The sequence below is a fragment of the Arthrobacter sp. TMT4-20 genome (assembly GCF_054510775.1).
Window position 1 is genome coordinate 52,706 of the sequence record NZ_JBTNDW010000012.1, and the last position, 14,388, is coordinate 67,093.

Sequence of the window (14,388 nt, forward strand, 5' to 3'; positions counted from 1 at the left end):
GTCCAGCCGGAAGGGAAAACTGTGGGGAGACTCTCATCCCACGATCAGGCGGGGATCAGCAGGTGGCTAGTACAGGAAAACATCAAACCATTCGCGGTTGTGCGCGTGAATCAGCACCAGGAACAACACAAAGTCGAACAGCAGGTGAACCGCCACAATGTAGCTCAATGATTTGGTCTTCTTGAAAATCCAGCCCTGCACCAGCGCAAAGGGGTAGATCAGCAAAGGCCCCCAGGCGTGGAAGCCCAGTTCCCAGAGGAACGAGGTGAACAGCACCGCCTGCAGCATGTTGGCCTGCCAGTCCGGCAGATGCCGCCGCAGCAGGGTGAAGGCCGTACAGATGAAGAACAGCTCGTCCCAGATGCCCAGCACATTGGTGCCGAGGAACAGCCGCGCCACGGTGCTCGGATCCGAGGCTGCCGGCCAGTTCTCAAACACGCCGGTAGGAATCATGTAGACGGGCAGGAGAAAGTACCCCATCACGACGACGGCCACCAGGTACCAGCGCTCGGTCCGCGTCCACTTCTGGCCGGTGAGTACCGGAAACCGGATGGCGTGGTCCTTGAACACAAACCGTGAAATCGAATACGGCAGCCCCACCGCCAGGACCATTGCTGTCCCCATGGTGAACATGTGTTCGAAGCTGATGTCGGTGGTGATGGGCACCAGGCTCATGATCATCAGTCCGAGTGACAGCAGCGCCAGATCCTTGAACAGCTGACGCCCAATGAAGAACGACGACGCCAAGGCGGCCGCCAACAGCAGGTAACCCAGCCACCGCTGATCCAGTCCGAACATCACAAACCCCGACCCGGCGATCAGCACCGCAGGGATCAGATTCGCGGCAGTCTTCCGCGTTTCCTTCAGGGTCTCCGGCTGGGTTGTCATACCACTGAGATTACCCGGGACGTCTGAAGTACGGGAGTTTTGGGGCATTTGCCGCTATACAGGAAGCAGCAGCCGATCGCGCCCCGACCACCCACAGGAGCAAAGCCATGGAATACGACTTCGATGTTCTGATTGTGGGCGCTGGCCCTGCGGGGATGGCAGCCGCGGTGCGGGCCGCGGAACTCGGCGCCCGCGTGGCTGTAGTGGAACGGGCGAGGCTCGGCGGCACCTGCGTGAATTCCGGGTGCGTGCCGACCCGGGTCCTTGCGAAGACGGCCCGCCTGTACCGGGAGGTGCGCACCGCCTATGACTACGGGATCGTCGTCGCCGAACCGTCGGTTGACTGGCCCCAGATCGTCCGGCGCGTCAGGTCCACCGTGGACCGGGTGCTCGCGGCCAAAGGGTACGACGACGTCGTCGCCCGGTTGGGCATCACCCTGCTCACCGGCGAGGCCTCCTTCGCTGACTCACACACCCTGACGGTGGACGGCCGCGCAGTGACGGCCGGTTCGGTCATCCTCTGCGTTGGCGGCAACGCGCGCCGCCTACCCATCCCCGGCGCCGAGCATGCCGTCCTGCCGCCGGACATTCTCGACCTGCCGGATCTGCCGCGGGCCATCGCCGTGATCGGCGGCGGGCACACCGGCGCGCAGCTGGCCACCATCTTCCATGCACTCGGTTCCCGGGTGCTGCTACTGGATCTGGCGCCGCGCATCCTCACCACCGAGGACGCCGCTGTCTCGGCGGCGGTCACCGATGGGTTCCGCGCCCGGGGTGTGCGGGTGGAGACAGGGATCGGCGGGATCAACCAGATCACCAGGGACGACGACGGCGGGCTACACCTGCACTGGACAAGCCCAACCGGAGAGCAGGTGGAGGCGGTCGACACGGTCGTGATGGCTGCCGGTTGGCCGGCGAACATTGAGTCTCTTGGCCTGGCCGCGGCCGGTGTCCAGGCCCAACGCAACGCGATACCGGTTGACGACTATCTGCGCTCGAACGTTCCCCACGTCTATGTGGCGGGGGACGCGAACGGCTCCAGCATGCTGGTGCAGGCCGCCGTGTTTGAGGGCGAAACCGCTGCCGAGAACGCGGTCCTCGGAGCGCATCGGACCACTCCACACCATCTGCTGCCCGCCGGTGGTTTCACTGACCCGGATTACGCCGGCGTCGGCCTCACCGAGGAAGCGGCACGGGCGCGTGACCGGGAGGCGACCGCCGTCGTCGTACCCTATGGCGAGGTGGAGCGCCCCATCATCGATGACCGGGAGCAGGGGTTCCTGAAACTGGTGCTGGACCGGCACCGGGAGCTGATCCTTGGAGCGCACGCAGTGGGAGAGAACGCGGTGGAGGTGATCCAGGCGGTCGCTGCGGCGATGGCTGCGGGCACCGACGTCGCAACCCTCGCGCGGGTAAAGTTCGCCTACCCCACCTACACGGCAATTATCGGCGAGGCGGCGCGATCAGCCAGACAGTCGAGTCAGCACAAATGACAGGTTTCGCCCCGGATACCGGTTGTTTGTGTTGACTCGATCCCTGGGGACGCCTACCGGGCTGGTTCCTTTTTGCGGGTCGGAGCTGAACGCGCATCCGGTCAGCGTGAACACCGGTACTGCTAGGGTTGAATCATCCCAAAACTGCACAGGGGGCTTACCATTATTTACTGCCGGGCAGGAATCCGCCGCCAGATTAATTGCCCCACTGCAGAGACTTAAGGAGCACAATGGCAACTATGGACAGAAAGTTCTCTGTAACCGAAGAATCGTCAAGCAAGCATCCACATGACTGGGGCCGGGCCATGGCAGTGGCCATCAGCAGGCTGGTTGAGATGGCGCACGAGGCGGGTGACGTGGTCGAACACGAGAACCTTTATGGGGAAGACCTCCACCTGTTTGTGCGCGAGACCGAAGAGGGAGCCGACATCACCATGTCCTGGACACCCCGTGACACGAAAGACCCATCACCCAAGAGGTCTGATTGGGAAATCTAGGAGGCACCGAATGACAGGACAGAACCCCGATCCACAGGGCGAGAAGATCACCGGGCTGGAGCCGGGCGGCGGAGTCCCCCCAGGCGAAACCCCACCGGGTGAGTCCTCGACCGTGGGACCGCAGGGCCACGACGAGGGCACTTCGAAGGCAAACCACCCGCTGCCGTGGCTCATTGGCATCGGAGTGGTTTTCGTAGCCTGCATCGTTCTGTTTATTGTCGGCCGTCTGGTCGACGTCTTCTAGCGATCACTGTTAACGCCGAACGCGCCCGCAGCTGCGGGCGCGTTCGGCGTTAAAGGGTCCCTGCTCTGGGGTCCGCGGGCGGACTAGTTGTTGTAGTAGTCCCGCAGGGTGGCCGTCTGCTCGTCGGTCAGCTCCGAGTCGGCAGTCAGGTCAGGCGCATCGGTGATTTTGTCTTTGGTGTAGGCGACGTGCAGGTCGCCGCCGTCGAGCCGGGCGCCGTCGAACGGGATGAAATGCTCGCGGGTGTTGAACAGGCCCAGGCCTACGGTGACAAAGGCCGGCTCGCCGGTCCGGGCATCGAGGTGTACCTGGGACACCTCGCCCAGCTTCTCGCCGTCGGCATCCCAGGCGGTGGCTTCCTGCAGGTCGTGAATGTCTGGCTGTGCCATGGTGCATCTCCATCCTTGGTGAAACTAAGTGTGCTGATCCCATTTCAACCCACCCCGGCCCATAGAGCAACCGGTGATGCGGCAAAGGCGCCCCGCTACGTGAACTCCTCACGCGGCGAAACGCCTCTGCCAAACTTCTGGAGCCGGTTTAGCCCTCGGCCTGCTGCGCCGCCTCGTCCAGCATGGGGAGGAAAGTATCCAGCGCCCAGGGGAGGCTCAACGGGGTGGCAGCCGAGATCGACAGCGTGAGGGTGTTGTCCGGGTCGGCAACCAGAGCGCCCGACTCGACGGCGGGGATCTGGCTCAGCAGCGGATCTTCGGCAATCGCCTCGACTGTGGCTTCGTCGGGAACCCAGGTGACGAAGATGTCCGATTCGAGCTCGTTTGCGCGTTCGGCGGACCAGGGGATAAAGAATTCCTCTGAACCCTCGGTGCTCTCTGTGACGACGTCGGCCTGAACCATGCCGATCGACTCAAGGAACCGCGGTCGGTTGTCGTTTGCGGTGTAGATGCTGACGCCTTCAGCACTGGCTGGGTCGAGGTTTCCGTAGATGAAAGTTTTGTCCACAATTGCCGGATAGTCGGCAGCAGCGGTGGCCACTGTCTCTTCGGTTTCGGTGATGAGCTCTTCGGCTTCGTCAGCCAGACCGAGTGCGTCACCGATGATGCGAGTCGATTCCTGCCACGGGGTGCCATAGGCGACCTCGGGGTAGGCAACCACTGGAGCGATCTCGCTCAGGGTGTCGTAATCTTCCTGGGTCAGCCCCGAGTAGGCGGCCAGAATGACATCGGGGTTTGTGGCTGCGACCTCATCGAACGCGTAGCCATCAGCTTCCGAGTACTGCACCGGTGCGTTCTCCGTGCCGATCGCCGCACCGAGCTCTTCCAGCTTGGCGTCCTTCCACGGGGTGGAGGCGTTGTCGTTTCCGCCATACTCGTCGCTCTGCATGCCGACGGGGACGACGCCGAGGGCCAGCACGACGTCCGCGTTGACCCAGTCAACCGTGGCCACCCGTTCGGGCAGCTCTTCGATGACCGTCTCGCCGAACGCGTGCTCGATGGTGACGGGGAACTGGTCGGCAGCACCGGCCGCGACGGGAGCATCGGAGCCCGAGCCGCCATCGGCGGGACCTGTACTGCAAGCGGATAGGGCAAGGATGGTGGCGGCGGCCGTAGCGGCGGCTGCGAAACCGCGCATGCGGGTGGGGGCCATGGGGGCTCCTCGACTTTCGGGAAACTGTGATTCGCGGCCGTTCGGACGCAACGAAGTAAGGGTAGCCTATCCTTGGACCTATTACGAAATGTTTATGTTGCGTAATAGGTCGAGGGCTCCGCCCGCCCCGGTCTCAGCCAGGAATAACAGGATCGCTGGTGCCGGCCTCAGTAGCGCGGTAGATGAACCAGGCGACTGCCCCGAAGAGCGGGACGACGACGGCGAGTGCAATCCAGAGGGCCTTCGCCGTCGAGCTCAAACCAGCACTACGCGCCACCGAGATGATTGCCGCAATAGCGAGAATCATCACGCCAACCCACACCAAACCAACCCACACCATCAACGTTGATACACCGGTCATCGTCTAATCTCCCTTTGGAACTCACCGACGCCGAGCGTCAGTGGAGCCGTCGTCCTTCTTGGTGTCCCCCACCCTATCGAAGCCTCCCCTACGCAGGCACGGCAATTCCGGCCAGGTATTCGACCAGGGCGTCCGGCGCAGAGCGGGGCGCCTGAGCCTCGACAACCGCGTTGTAGTTCGTGTTGGTGTTCACGTCGTAGGTCAGGATGCGGCCGTCAGCGGTCTCAATGAACTCGATTCCGCACACCTCGATGTTGTTCCTCCGGGTGAACTCGAGGTACTTCCCGATGATCGGGTGGTCGAAGCCCTCGCGGAGGCTGAACAGTTGCTGGCCTTCCTCAGGTGCGATGGTCGCGCCGGGCGGCATAATGGGCTTGCCGGTGACGGGGTCAATGGCGCAGGCGTCGGCCGGGCAGAGCTGGAAGCCACCTCGCGCGGTGTCTGCCTGGATGGCGTAGATGAATTCGCCGCCCACAATCTCAACCCGGGTAATGATGGGTTCGGCTGCCTGGATAAACTCCTGGATCAGTGTGATGCCGTCCTGTGGTTCTTCGAATTCGGGCGACTCCACGTATTCGGCCAGTTCCTCGTGGCTTTCGAACTTGCGGACACCCAGGCCTTTGCCACCCTGGTTGTGCTTGGTGATGAAGGGGGCGGGGAAGCCCGCCGCCGCGTCGAGGATCCGGTGCTTGCCGATGGCCGCCACCGTGCGTGGCGTGTCGATGCCAGCAGCCTTCAGGGCGGTCAACTGGTCGACCTTGCTCATCTCTAGCTCGAGGATTCGCCGACCGTTGACCGTGCGGCGCCCGTGGGCCTCCAGCCAGGAGAGCACCGCGCGGGCGTAGTCCTTGGACAGGTGGTGGTCACGGGTGTGCGAGGAGGCACTGATCCGCGACCAGAAGATACCCTCTGGTGGCTCCTGGTCGAGGTCGAGGACGCCGTCGGTGAGGAGCCACTCCTCCACCTCGACGCCTTTGGCCTCGAAGGCCTTGGCGAACGGCGGAAACCACTCAGGGTTCTCATGCAGGGCGAAGATCTTGGTCACGATGTACCTCCAGCTTGGGTTCGTTGGGGACAACGGCTCACCAGGTGGGCGTATTCCTGAGCCGGCGGGGCTGGGACGCCGAGCCTGGCCGCTGACCAGCTTCGCTGCGGCCCGCACCCGGGACGATTCGCTGCCGGCCGCGCGTCAGCGGGCAGCCAAAACCTCGTGAGTCCGGGCAGTTCCTTGCTCTACTCGTTCTTCGCTGGAAATCAGCGCCCGCGGCGGCGATACCAGGAAACATCTGGTGAGACACCGCCGCCGCCGGTTGCTGTTGTCGGACCTAATCAGCGCTTAGATCAGAACTCAGTACTTGATGACGACGCGGCCGTCGATCTTGGCGTGCTTCATTTCGTCGAGGATAACGTTCACATCGGCGAGCTCCCGGGTGGAGACCGTGGGGTGGATCTTGCCCTCGGCGTAGAACTCCAGCGCCTCCTGCAGGTCCTGTCGTGTGCCCACGATGGAGCCGCGAACGGTCAGGCCCTTGAGCACAATCTCGAAGATCGGCGCCGGAAAGTCACCCGGCGGCAGTCCGTTGAACACAATCGTTCCGCCGCGGCGGGCCATCCCGATCGCCTGTCCGAAGGCTGACGGGTGCACCGCCGTGACCAGGACTCCATGGCAGCCTCCGGTTTCGCGCTGAATGACTTCGACGGGGTCTTCGTGCAGGGCATTGACGGTCAATTCCGCACCGTGCTTCTTGGCCAGAGCGAGCTTGTCATCGGCGATGTCCACCGCGGCAACGCGCAGGCCCATGGCCACCGCGTACTGGACGGCGATGTGGCCGAGGCCGCCGATGCCCGAAATGGTGACCCACTGGCCGGGGCGCGCCTCGGTCATTTTGAGGCCCTTGTAAACGGTCACTCCGGCGCAGAGCATTGGTGCGACTTCCACCGGATCCGAGCCGGCCGGAATGCGGGCGGCGAAGCGCGTGTCCACCAGCATGTACTCGCCAAAGGAGCCGTCGACGCTGTAGCCGGCGTTCTGCTGCGCCTCGCACAGGGTTTCCCAGCCGGTGCGGCAGTACTGGCAATCGCCGCAGGCGGACCAGAGCCAGGCATTGCCGACCAGGTCTCCCACAGCCAGGTCGGTGACACCCTCACCCAGGGCTACGACTTCGCCGACGCCTTCGTGGCCGGGAATGAACGGCGGGTTAGGCTTCACGGGCCAGTCACCTTCCGCGGCGTGGAGGTCAGTGTGGCATACGCCGGTGGTGAGTACTTTGACCAGTGCCTGGCCGCGCTCCGGGACGGGAATGGGGAGGGTCTGGATCTGAAGATCCTTGCCGAATTCAGTTACTACAGCTGCTTGCATCGTCGTCATTGTCGATTTTCCTTCGTCGCGGTGAGGGGAACGGATTTGTCAGGGTGCGGATGACCCGTCAGCGTGCCAGTCAGTATCTTGTCGGGAACTGCCGGTCTGGACGTCGTGGTCTGACAGGTGAAACACGAGCATCGTTCACTTGTGGTGAGCTGAGGCGATGGCCGTCGTCCTCACCCTAGAGATGGGAGGGTTGCGACAGAGTTGCAGACCTGTGAGTGAACCCGCGGACGCTGGTGTAGTCAGGGGTTGTTGCTGCACGTCGTATTTTCCGGGCAGACCTCTCTGCCGCGTCAGCTCCCCCTGCCGGGTAAATCACCCCATCGCAGGATAAAGCCTCGATCACAACGAAACCCACGATGCAGTGAGTGCTTCTGTAGATGGAAACAAGAAGGCGCACCCCGGTCTCAAGATATTGAACCCTCACACCATTGGTAGTCCACCAACTGGGACTATTGGCCCTAGCGCACGATGGGTCGGTCCCGGTTTCATGGGTACTACGTGAAGATGCAGCATTAAGGTAGGACACCTGAATCGATGAAGACTCATACAATGTTGCCGGTGAGTGGTATCCCGGGCGCGGCCGAGGCGCCCGCCGGTGCATGGCATGAGACCCCGCGCGAACGCTCCATGGCCGCACACCCTTCCGCCGCTCACCTCAAACTCAAAATACTCGTGATCACGGACGCCCACCTTGATAGCGTACGTATCCGCGTGCACGGCTGCGTTTCGCCGGTCAACATGCATGGTCTCGACCTGCTGGTCAGACGGGCCAGCGCCCTCTCACCGACCGCGAACGTCGTTCTTGATCTGAGCGAAGCACAGGCGTGGGAGTCCCTGCGAACAGAGCTTCAAGGCCCCTCGATCCTCGCCCGGTTGGAGCCGACTCTGGCTGCTCCAGCCAGACTCCGGCTGCGCGTCATCCTCCCACCGGGTTAGCACCCGCCCGGCAGGCGTATTCCGTTTTCGGAAGGGTCCAGCCCGAGGTGCGGGTCGAGGGAACCCAGCAGGACAGACAGCGGCACGCCCAGGTTCCAAAACGCGGGTCGCTCGCTTCGTGAATCTGCCCGTCAATCGAAGTAGGACGGGACGTCGATGGGCCCGCCCTGCTCCTCGAACTCCAGGCGCACCTGCCGCTGGAGCACTGGGTCCATCAGGTAATCCAGGGCTGTCAGCGCAAGACCAGCAGCGCCGTCGTACGCTCCCTGCACTGCCGCCTCGGACGCAGCAGCGGCAGCGAAGTCGGTGGTGTGCAGGGCGGTGCTCTGGTCGGCGATTTTGATGAGCGGGTGGATGCCCGGGATGCGGTAGCTGACGTTGCCGAAGTCGGTGGACGCCGCGAGGGTGTCGGAGACGACGCCAGCGGGGAGCGGGTTGCGTCCGCGCCGCTGCTGGGATTCCACCCAGCGCCCGGTGAGCGCATCGTTGCTCCGGATCGGGAGCGACGGCGGGTGCTGGTCCCAATCAAGTTCCACTGTGGTGCCGGTCATGAGCGCCGCGCCGCGGGCGATGTCCTCCAGACGTTTGCTGAGGTCCTTGAGCGTGTCCGGGTACCTGGAGCGGGCGTAGAGCTTCATGACCGCCCGATCCGGGATGATGTTGGGGCTGCGTCCACCCTCGGTGATGTTGCTGTGGACCCGGTCAGACGGCGGCAGCTGCTGACGGAGCAAGCCAATCCCCTGGTAGGTGAGGCTGGCGGCGTCGAGCGCGTTGCGTCCCATGAACGGCTGCGCGGAGGCGTGGGCGGCGATGCCGGTGAACGTGATGGTGAGCAGCCGGCGCCCCAGCCAGACCTGGTCTGCGAGGTCGTAACCGTAGGGGTGCACCATGATGGCGGCGTCAACGCCGTCGAACGCCCCATTGCGGGCCAGGAGCTCCTTGCCGGAGTGCCCTTCCTCGGCGGGGGTGCCGAGGAAGACGACCGTGCCGTTGAGCCGGTCCTTGATTCCGGCGAGCGCAAGGAAGGCGCCCACTCCGGTCGCGGCGATGACGTTGTGGCCGCAGGCGTGGCCGATTCCCGGGAGTGCGTCATACTCACTGAGCACCGCAATGGTTGGCCCATCACCGGCGCGGCGGATTTCGGCCCTGACGGCGGTGTCCACGCCGTGGGCCCCCAGTTCGGCGTCGACCCCGTGTTCGGTGAGAATGTCGGCGATCAACCGGGCACTGGCATGTTCCTCGAAGGCGGTTTCCGGGTGAGCGTGGAGGGTGTGCACTATCCGCCGCAGGTCGTCGTGGAGGGCTTCGACATTACTGTCGACGGCGGCGCGGAGGTCCTCCGCTGCGCCGTCGAACTGTGACTCAGGCGGCACTGCGGTCAGCAGCCGGCGCTGGGTCTCGGAGTCGAGTTGATTGAGGTACGCCGGGTCAGGCGAAGCTGGTTCGGTCATCCTGGTAGCTTAGGCAACTCTTTGCCGGCGTGGCAGCCCGGCAACGCGATTCCGGGTCATGAGGCGCGGCCTGGCGGGGCAGTACGGGTCAGGACGCAACAAATTCACCGGGCCGAAACACCCCCGCAACACCTTGGGCGAACAATAAAACCATCGGTCGGACCTGCCTGCCCCGGCCACAGAACCAAGGAGTCATTATGTCCCTGCTTACCGCCACCGCCATCACCCGAATCCATGACCTCGGTATGCTGCGCCGAGGGGACGAAATCGAGGCGCATCGCAACCGTGAGGTCCACTACAGCGGCTATGTGGAAGACACCGCGCCGGGCCTGGGCATCGTCTGGATCCGCGACGTGTCCGACGGCCGCCGCGCCATCCTGCATGCGGACGAATACGCCATCTGGCAGATCAGCGCAGACTAGCGAGTCTTTCCTGATCATTACGTCTCCAGATCCGGTCCGACGTCAGCAATCCTGCCGGCGGGAGTCAGGGGTGCGTTAGCCATCGACTAACGGCGTCGCTAGGGTTGATGGCTGACCTAGCCCTGCCGGCCGCCCACCAGGCCGCTGAGCACGGCCCGCACCAGGGACGGAGCCACCAGTGACTGTCGAGAACCAACCACCCCATAGCGGGTTCGACGCTCCGGAGACTGATACTCCGGAAGGCAAGAAGACAATCCGCCGGGCCATTGGCGCATCGGCAGTAGGCAACGCCACCGAGTGGTACGACTACGGGGTGTACGCGGTGGTCCTGACCTACATCACCGCGAACTTTTTCCCCGGCGGCGCCGAATGGGCGCTCGCCACCTTCGCCATTTCCTTCCTGGCCCGTCCGTTCGGCGGCTTAATCTGGGGGCCTCTGGGCGACCGGCTGGGACGCAAGGCCGTCCTGTCCCTCACCATCATCCTGATGGCGGGCGCGACCTTCTCCATTGGCCTGCTGCCCACGTTCGATCAGATCGGTTACTGGGCGCCGGCCCTCCTGGTGGCGCTGCGGATCCTGCAGGGCTTCTCGACCGGCGGTGAATACGGCGGAGCTGCGACCTTCATGGCAGAGTATTCGCCAGACAAGAAACGTGGCTTCCTGGGCAGTTTCCTCGAGTTCGGCACCATCTTCGGGTTTGCACTCGGCACCGCAATCACCCTGTTCCTGCAGATCCTCCTCGGCGCTGAAGCGATGACCGACTGGGGCTGGCGGATCCCCTTCCTCATCGCGGGGCCGATGGGCCTGGTCGGGTGGTACCTGCGGTCCAAACTTGAAGACACACCGGTTTTCCGTGAACTTGAAAACAACTCGGGCACCGAAGACAGCGGACCCACCACGTTGAAGCACCTGGCCAGCAAGTACTGGCGTCCAGTGCTCACGATGGCTGGCCTGGTGATCGCGCTCAACGTCGCCAACTACACCTTGCTCAGCTACATGCCCACCTACCTGCAGACGCAGATTGGCCTGTCCGACGACGGCTCCCTCACCCTGATCCTGATCGGCCAGGTGGTGATGATGATCCTGATCCCATTTGCCGGCGCACTCTCGGACCGGGTGGGTCGAAAACCGCTGTGGTGGGCCTCCCTGGTGGGACTCTTCGTCGCAGCCCTGCCGATGTACATGCTGATCGGCACCGGGTTCACCGGGGCATTGATCGGATTCGCCGTCCTGGGCATCCTCTACGTCCTGCAACTCGCAACCATCTCGGCGACCTTCCCGGCAATGTTCCCCGCCCATGTGCGGTTCGCCGGGTTTGCGGTGACGTACAACCTCGCGACGGCGCTGTTCGGCGGGACTGCGCCGCTGGCCAACGAAGCGCTGATCGGGGCGACCGGCAACCTACTGGTTCCGGCCTTCTACCTGATGGGCGCGTGCCTGATCGGCATGATTGCCATGCCGTTTGTCAGGGAGACAGCCGGCGAATCCATCAGGGGCACCGATATGCCGGGTGACCCCACGGCTGCCGAACTGGCCACCACCCGCAGCTGACCCGACCGGGTAACCACTGAGGGCGCCCGGGCCAAGTATCAACTAGCCCCGTCCGACGTACGGAGGGCGGCACCGCGATCATCGCGATGCCGCCCTCCGTGCGTAGGGTCCGGGTGGTGTTGCCGGTCTAGCGAGTGGGTTCGCGGTCGACCGCTTCCCCGTGGGCCAAGTGGGCCCGGCGAATGAGGTCCATGAATTCGGTCTCATTCCGGATGAGGCGTTTGTACTTCTCGGGGAGCTGGCGGAGCATTTCTTCCTCTTCGACCATGCGGTTGAATATCTTCTCACGCTCGTTGATGTCGGTCTCGTACTCCAGGTCCATGTACTCGGTAGCATGGCGCTTGGCCCCGGAGACAGCATTCTTCGCCTTGCCCTTGGGGCTGAAGACCGAAGCCAGCACGGTGACGATGAGCACTCCGAGAATGACTGACAGGGACAACCCGGTTGAGATCTCGACCACCGGGACGGGCTCGCCCTCGTTGATGAAGCCCAGGTTATTCTCGTGCAGCGCATGGAGGATCAGCTTCACACCAATGAAGCCGAGGATGATCGCGAGGCCGTAGGACAGGTAGATGAGACGGTCCAGCAGGCCATCGATCAGGAAGTACAGCTGACGCAGTCCCATCAGCGAGAACGCCGTGGCGGTGAAGACAATGAACACGTTCTGGGTCAGGCCGAAAATCGCGGGGATGGAGTCCAGCGCGAACAGGATGTCAGTGCCACCAATGGCTATCATCACCAGCAGCATCGGCGTGAGAACGCGTTTGCCATTCTCGATAGTGAACAGTTTGTCGCCGTCGTAGTGATCGGTGGCCGGCAGGAAACGCTTGGCCAGACGCACCACGATCATGTCGCCGTGATCTTCGCCGGACGTCGGCTTGAGCAGGTTGCCGGCGGTGAGGATCAACACCAGTCCGAAGATGTAGAAGATCCAGGCGAACTGGTTGATCAGTGCGGCGCCCAGGAAGATGAACCCAGTGCGGGCGATCAACGCGAAAATGATGCCAAAGAGCAATACCTTCTGCTGGTCGGCGCGTGGCACCTTGAAGCTGGCCATGATGATGAGGAACACAAACAGGTTATCGACCGACAGTGCTTTTTCAGTGACATAGCCGGCGAAATACTCGGTCCCCATGGTGGCGCCCCCGAAGACCAGTACGGCGAGCCCGAAGAGGATTGCGAGCCCCACATAGATCGAGGACCACACCGCAGCCTCCTTCAAGGTCGGGGTGTGCGCCTTACGGACGTGGAAGAAGAAGTCGAAGAGCAGTAGCCCCACAATTCCGGCGATCGTTAATGCCCAAACAATTGGGGATACTTCCATGCGGTTTGTTCTCCTCAGACGGGTGGCGTAGCACTCACGGTAGTTTGCGTAGGGAGTGGACGGCAAGACGGTCCCAGGCCATACATTGAACTCATGAGTCCCTCCACGATGCGTAGCGCGGTGCTTCACAAGACCGGCGCGGCCCGCCCCTACGCCGACAGTGCTCCACTCCGGCTTGAAGAACTCGCCGTTCCCTCGCCCCGGCCGGGCGAGCTCCGCGTAAGGATCGAGCGGGCAAGCCTCTGCCATTCGGACCTCTCGGTGATCGACGGTTCACGGGTGCGTCCACTGCCGATGGCGCTGGGGCATGAGGCGACCGGCGTCGTCGACCTGGTCGGCCCGGATGTCACCGACATCACAGCGGGTGACCGGGTGGTTCTGGTGTTTGTACCCAGCTGCGGGTCCTGCCGCGCGTGCGACGCCGGCCGCCCCGCCCTCTGCCACCGTGCGGCTGAGGTCAACGGCAGTGGGGATCTACTGCACGGCCCGGCCCTGTTGCGCACCGCCGATGGCGACAGGATCAACCACCACCTGGGCGTCTCTGCGTTTTCCGGGTATGCGGTGGTGGCCCGCGAGTCGGTAGTGGTGATTGACGACGACGTCCCCTTCGACGTCGCTGCCATGTTCGGTTGCGCGGCGCTCACCGGGATCGGGGCGGTATTGAACACGGCGCAGGTCAGTGAGGGGCAGTCGGTCATTGTGTTCGGGCTCGGCGCTGTGGGGTTGATGGCGGTGATGGCAGCCGCTCAGGTCACGGGTACCACGGTGATTGCCATCGACCCGCTGCCAGCGAAACGTGACCTTGCACTGCAATGCGGTGCGACGTCGGTTGGCGCCCCCGACGCAGCGGAATCCTTGGTGCAGGCACTGGGCAGTGACGGGGTAGATGTGGCGATTGAAGCGGTCGGCAGTGCACGCGTGATGGAGGCGTGCCTGGGGTTGCTGACCCGCGGCGGTGCGCTGGTTTCGGTGGGGCTGCCGCACCCTGATCAGACCCTCACCACGCAGGCGCTGCAGTTTGCCGGTGCGGGTAAACGCCTGCTCGGCTCCTACATGGGGGACTCGGTGCCCGCCCGTGACATCCCCGCATATCTCGCGCTCTGGCGTGAGGGGAAGCTGCCCGTTGAGCTGCTCCACACCGACACACGGGACCTCGGCGACCTCAACGAAAGCCTCGACGCCCTGGCCGAGGGCCGCGTCGTGCGGCGGATCTTCACGCTCCGCTAGCGGCGGTTTGGGCAGTTTTTCGC

The 14,388-nt window shown here is 63.7% G+C and carries 16 protein-coding genes; 8 read left to right on the top strand and 8 right to left on the bottom strand.

The window, feature by feature from the left end; translation table 11 throughout:
- Nucleotides 1-66: 66 nt before the first annotated feature.
- Nucleotides 67-888, bottom strand: coding sequence for a CPBP family glutamic-type intramembrane protease (locus ACX80Z_RS12445; RefSeq protein ID WP_459316083.1), 822 nt, complete (start codon nucleotides 886-888; stop codon nucleotides 67-69).
- A gap of 107 nt (nucleotides 889-995) precedes the next feature.
- Here ACX80Z_RS12445 and ACX80Z_RS12450 point away from each other — a divergent pair, with 107 nt between their 5' ends.
- The 3 genes from ACX80Z_RS12450 to ACX80Z_RS12460 all read left to right on the top strand — a co-directional run bounded on the left by ACX80Z_RS12450 (nucleotide 996) and on the right by ACX80Z_RS12460 (nucleotide 3,122).
- Nucleotides 996-2,381, top strand: coding sequence for a dihydrolipoyl dehydrogenase family protein (locus ACX80Z_RS12450; RefSeq protein WP_019481392.1), 1,386 nt, complete (start codon nucleotides 996-998; stop codon nucleotides 2,379-2,381).
- Between the two features lie 230 nt (nucleotides 2,382-2,611).
- Nucleotides 2,612-2,878, top strand: a complete 267-nt coding sequence (locus tag ACX80Z_RS12455; RefSeq protein ID WP_133185464.1) for a hypothetical protein — start codon at nucleotides 2,612-2,614, stop codon at nucleotides 2,876-2,878.
- 10 nt (nucleotides 2,879-2,888) lie between these two features.
- Nucleotides 2,889-3,122 carry a DUF6480 family protein gene (locus ACX80Z_RS12460; RefSeq protein WP_019481390.1) on the top strand — a complete coding sequence of 78 codons (234 nt, stop codon included), beginning with the start codon at nucleotides 2,889-2,891 and terminating at the stop codon, nucleotides 3,120-3,122.
- 83 nt (nucleotides 3,123-3,205) lie between these two features.
- On the opposite strand, the gene ACX80Z_RS12465 is transcribed toward ACX80Z_RS12460, so the two are convergent.
- The 4 genes from ACX80Z_RS12465 to ACX80Z_RS12480 form a co-directional block, all read right to left on the bottom strand.
- Nucleotides 3,206-3,511: a PRC-barrel domain-containing protein gene (locus ACX80Z_RS12465; RefSeq protein ID WP_019484246.1), complete on the bottom strand. Its 306-nt coding sequence runs from the start codon at nucleotides 3,509-3,511 to the stop codon at nucleotides 3,206-3,208.
- A gap of 148 nt (nucleotides 3,512-3,659) precedes the next feature.
- Complete coding sequence (locus ACX80Z_RS12470) at nucleotides 3,660-4,724, bottom strand: ABC transporter substrate-binding protein (protein ID WP_459316084.1); 1,065 nt, start codon at nucleotides 4,722-4,724, stop codon at nucleotides 3,660-3,662.
- Nucleotides 4,725-4,857: 133 nt separating this feature from the next.
- Complete coding sequence (locus tag ACX80Z_RS12475) at nucleotides 4,858-5,085, bottom strand: PLDc N-terminal domain-containing protein (RefSeq protein ID WP_024476591.1); 228 nt, start codon at nucleotides 5,083-5,085, stop codon at nucleotides 4,858-4,860.
- Nucleotides 5,086-5,173: 88 nt separating this feature from the next.
- Nucleotides 5,174-6,130 (bottom strand): ATP-grasp domain-containing protein, encoded by a 957-nt coding sequence (locus tag ACX80Z_RS12480; protein ID WP_459316085.1) that lies wholly within the window; start codon nucleotides 6,128-6,130, stop codon nucleotides 5,174-5,176.
- Nucleotide 6,131: 1 nt separating this feature from the next.
- On the opposite strand from ACX80Z_RS12480, the gene ACX80Z_RS12485 reads away from it, so the two are divergent.
- On the top strand, nucleotides 6,132-6,299 hold the full coding sequence (locus ACX80Z_RS12485) for a hypothetical protein (protein ID WP_459316086.1): 168 nt from the start codon (nucleotides 6,132-6,134) through the stop codon (nucleotides 6,297-6,299).
- Nucleotides 6,300-6,433: 134 nt separating this feature from the next.
- On the opposite strand, the gene adhP is transcribed toward ACX80Z_RS12485, so the two are convergent.
- Nucleotides 6,434-7,444, bottom strand: coding sequence for an alcohol dehydrogenase AdhP (gene adhP / locus ACX80Z_RS12490; protein WP_459304042.1), 1,011 nt, complete (start codon nucleotides 7,442-7,444; stop codon nucleotides 6,434-6,436).
- A gap of 543 nt (nucleotides 7,445-7,987) precedes the next feature.
- On the opposite strand from adhP, the gene ACX80Z_RS12495 reads away from it, so the two are divergent.
- Nucleotides 7,988-8,389, top strand: coding sequence for a hypothetical protein (locus ACX80Z_RS12495; RefSeq protein ID WP_459316087.1), 402 nt, complete (start codon nucleotides 7,988-7,990; stop codon nucleotides 8,387-8,389).
- A gap of 131 nt (nucleotides 8,390-8,520) precedes the next feature.
- Here the strand turns inward: ACX80Z_RS12495 and ACX80Z_RS12500 are convergent, their stop codons facing one another.
- Nucleotides 8,521-9,840 (bottom strand): M20 family metallopeptidase, encoded by a 1,320-nt coding sequence (locus ACX80Z_RS12500; RefSeq protein WP_459316088.1) that lies wholly within the window; start codon nucleotides 9,838-9,840, stop codon nucleotides 8,521-8,523.
- Nucleotides 9,841-10,037: 197 nt separating this feature from the next.
- Here ACX80Z_RS12500 and ACX80Z_RS12505 point away from each other — a divergent pair, with 197 nt between their 5' ends.
- Nucleotides 10,038-10,262, top strand: coding sequence for a hypothetical protein (locus ACX80Z_RS12505; protein WP_019484238.1), 225 nt, complete (start codon nucleotides 10,038-10,040; stop codon nucleotides 10,260-10,262).
- Nucleotides 10,263-10,440: 178 nt separating this feature from the next.
- Nucleotides 10,441-11,814, top strand: coding sequence for an MFS transporter (locus ACX80Z_RS12510; RefSeq protein ID WP_019484237.1), 1,374 nt, complete (start codon nucleotides 10,441-10,443; stop codon nucleotides 11,812-11,814).
- 127 nt (nucleotides 11,815-11,941) lie between these two features.
- Here ACX80Z_RS12510 and ACX80Z_RS12515 read toward each other — a convergent pair whose 3' ends face one another.
- Entirely contained in the window at nucleotides 11,942-13,138 is a 1,197-nt protein-coding gene (locus ACX80Z_RS12515; protein ID WP_019484236.1) for a TerC family protein, read from the bottom strand.
- Nucleotides 13,139-13,246: 108 nt separating this feature from the next.
- Between ACX80Z_RS12515 and ACX80Z_RS12520 the strand changes: the two genes are divergently transcribed.
- A complete protein-coding gene (locus ACX80Z_RS12520; protein ID WP_459316112.1) occupies nucleotides 13,247-14,365 on the top strand; it encodes a zinc-binding dehydrogenase in 1,119 nt (372 codons plus the stop codon).
- The last annotated feature ends 23 nt before the right edge of the window (nucleotides 14,366-14,388 follow it).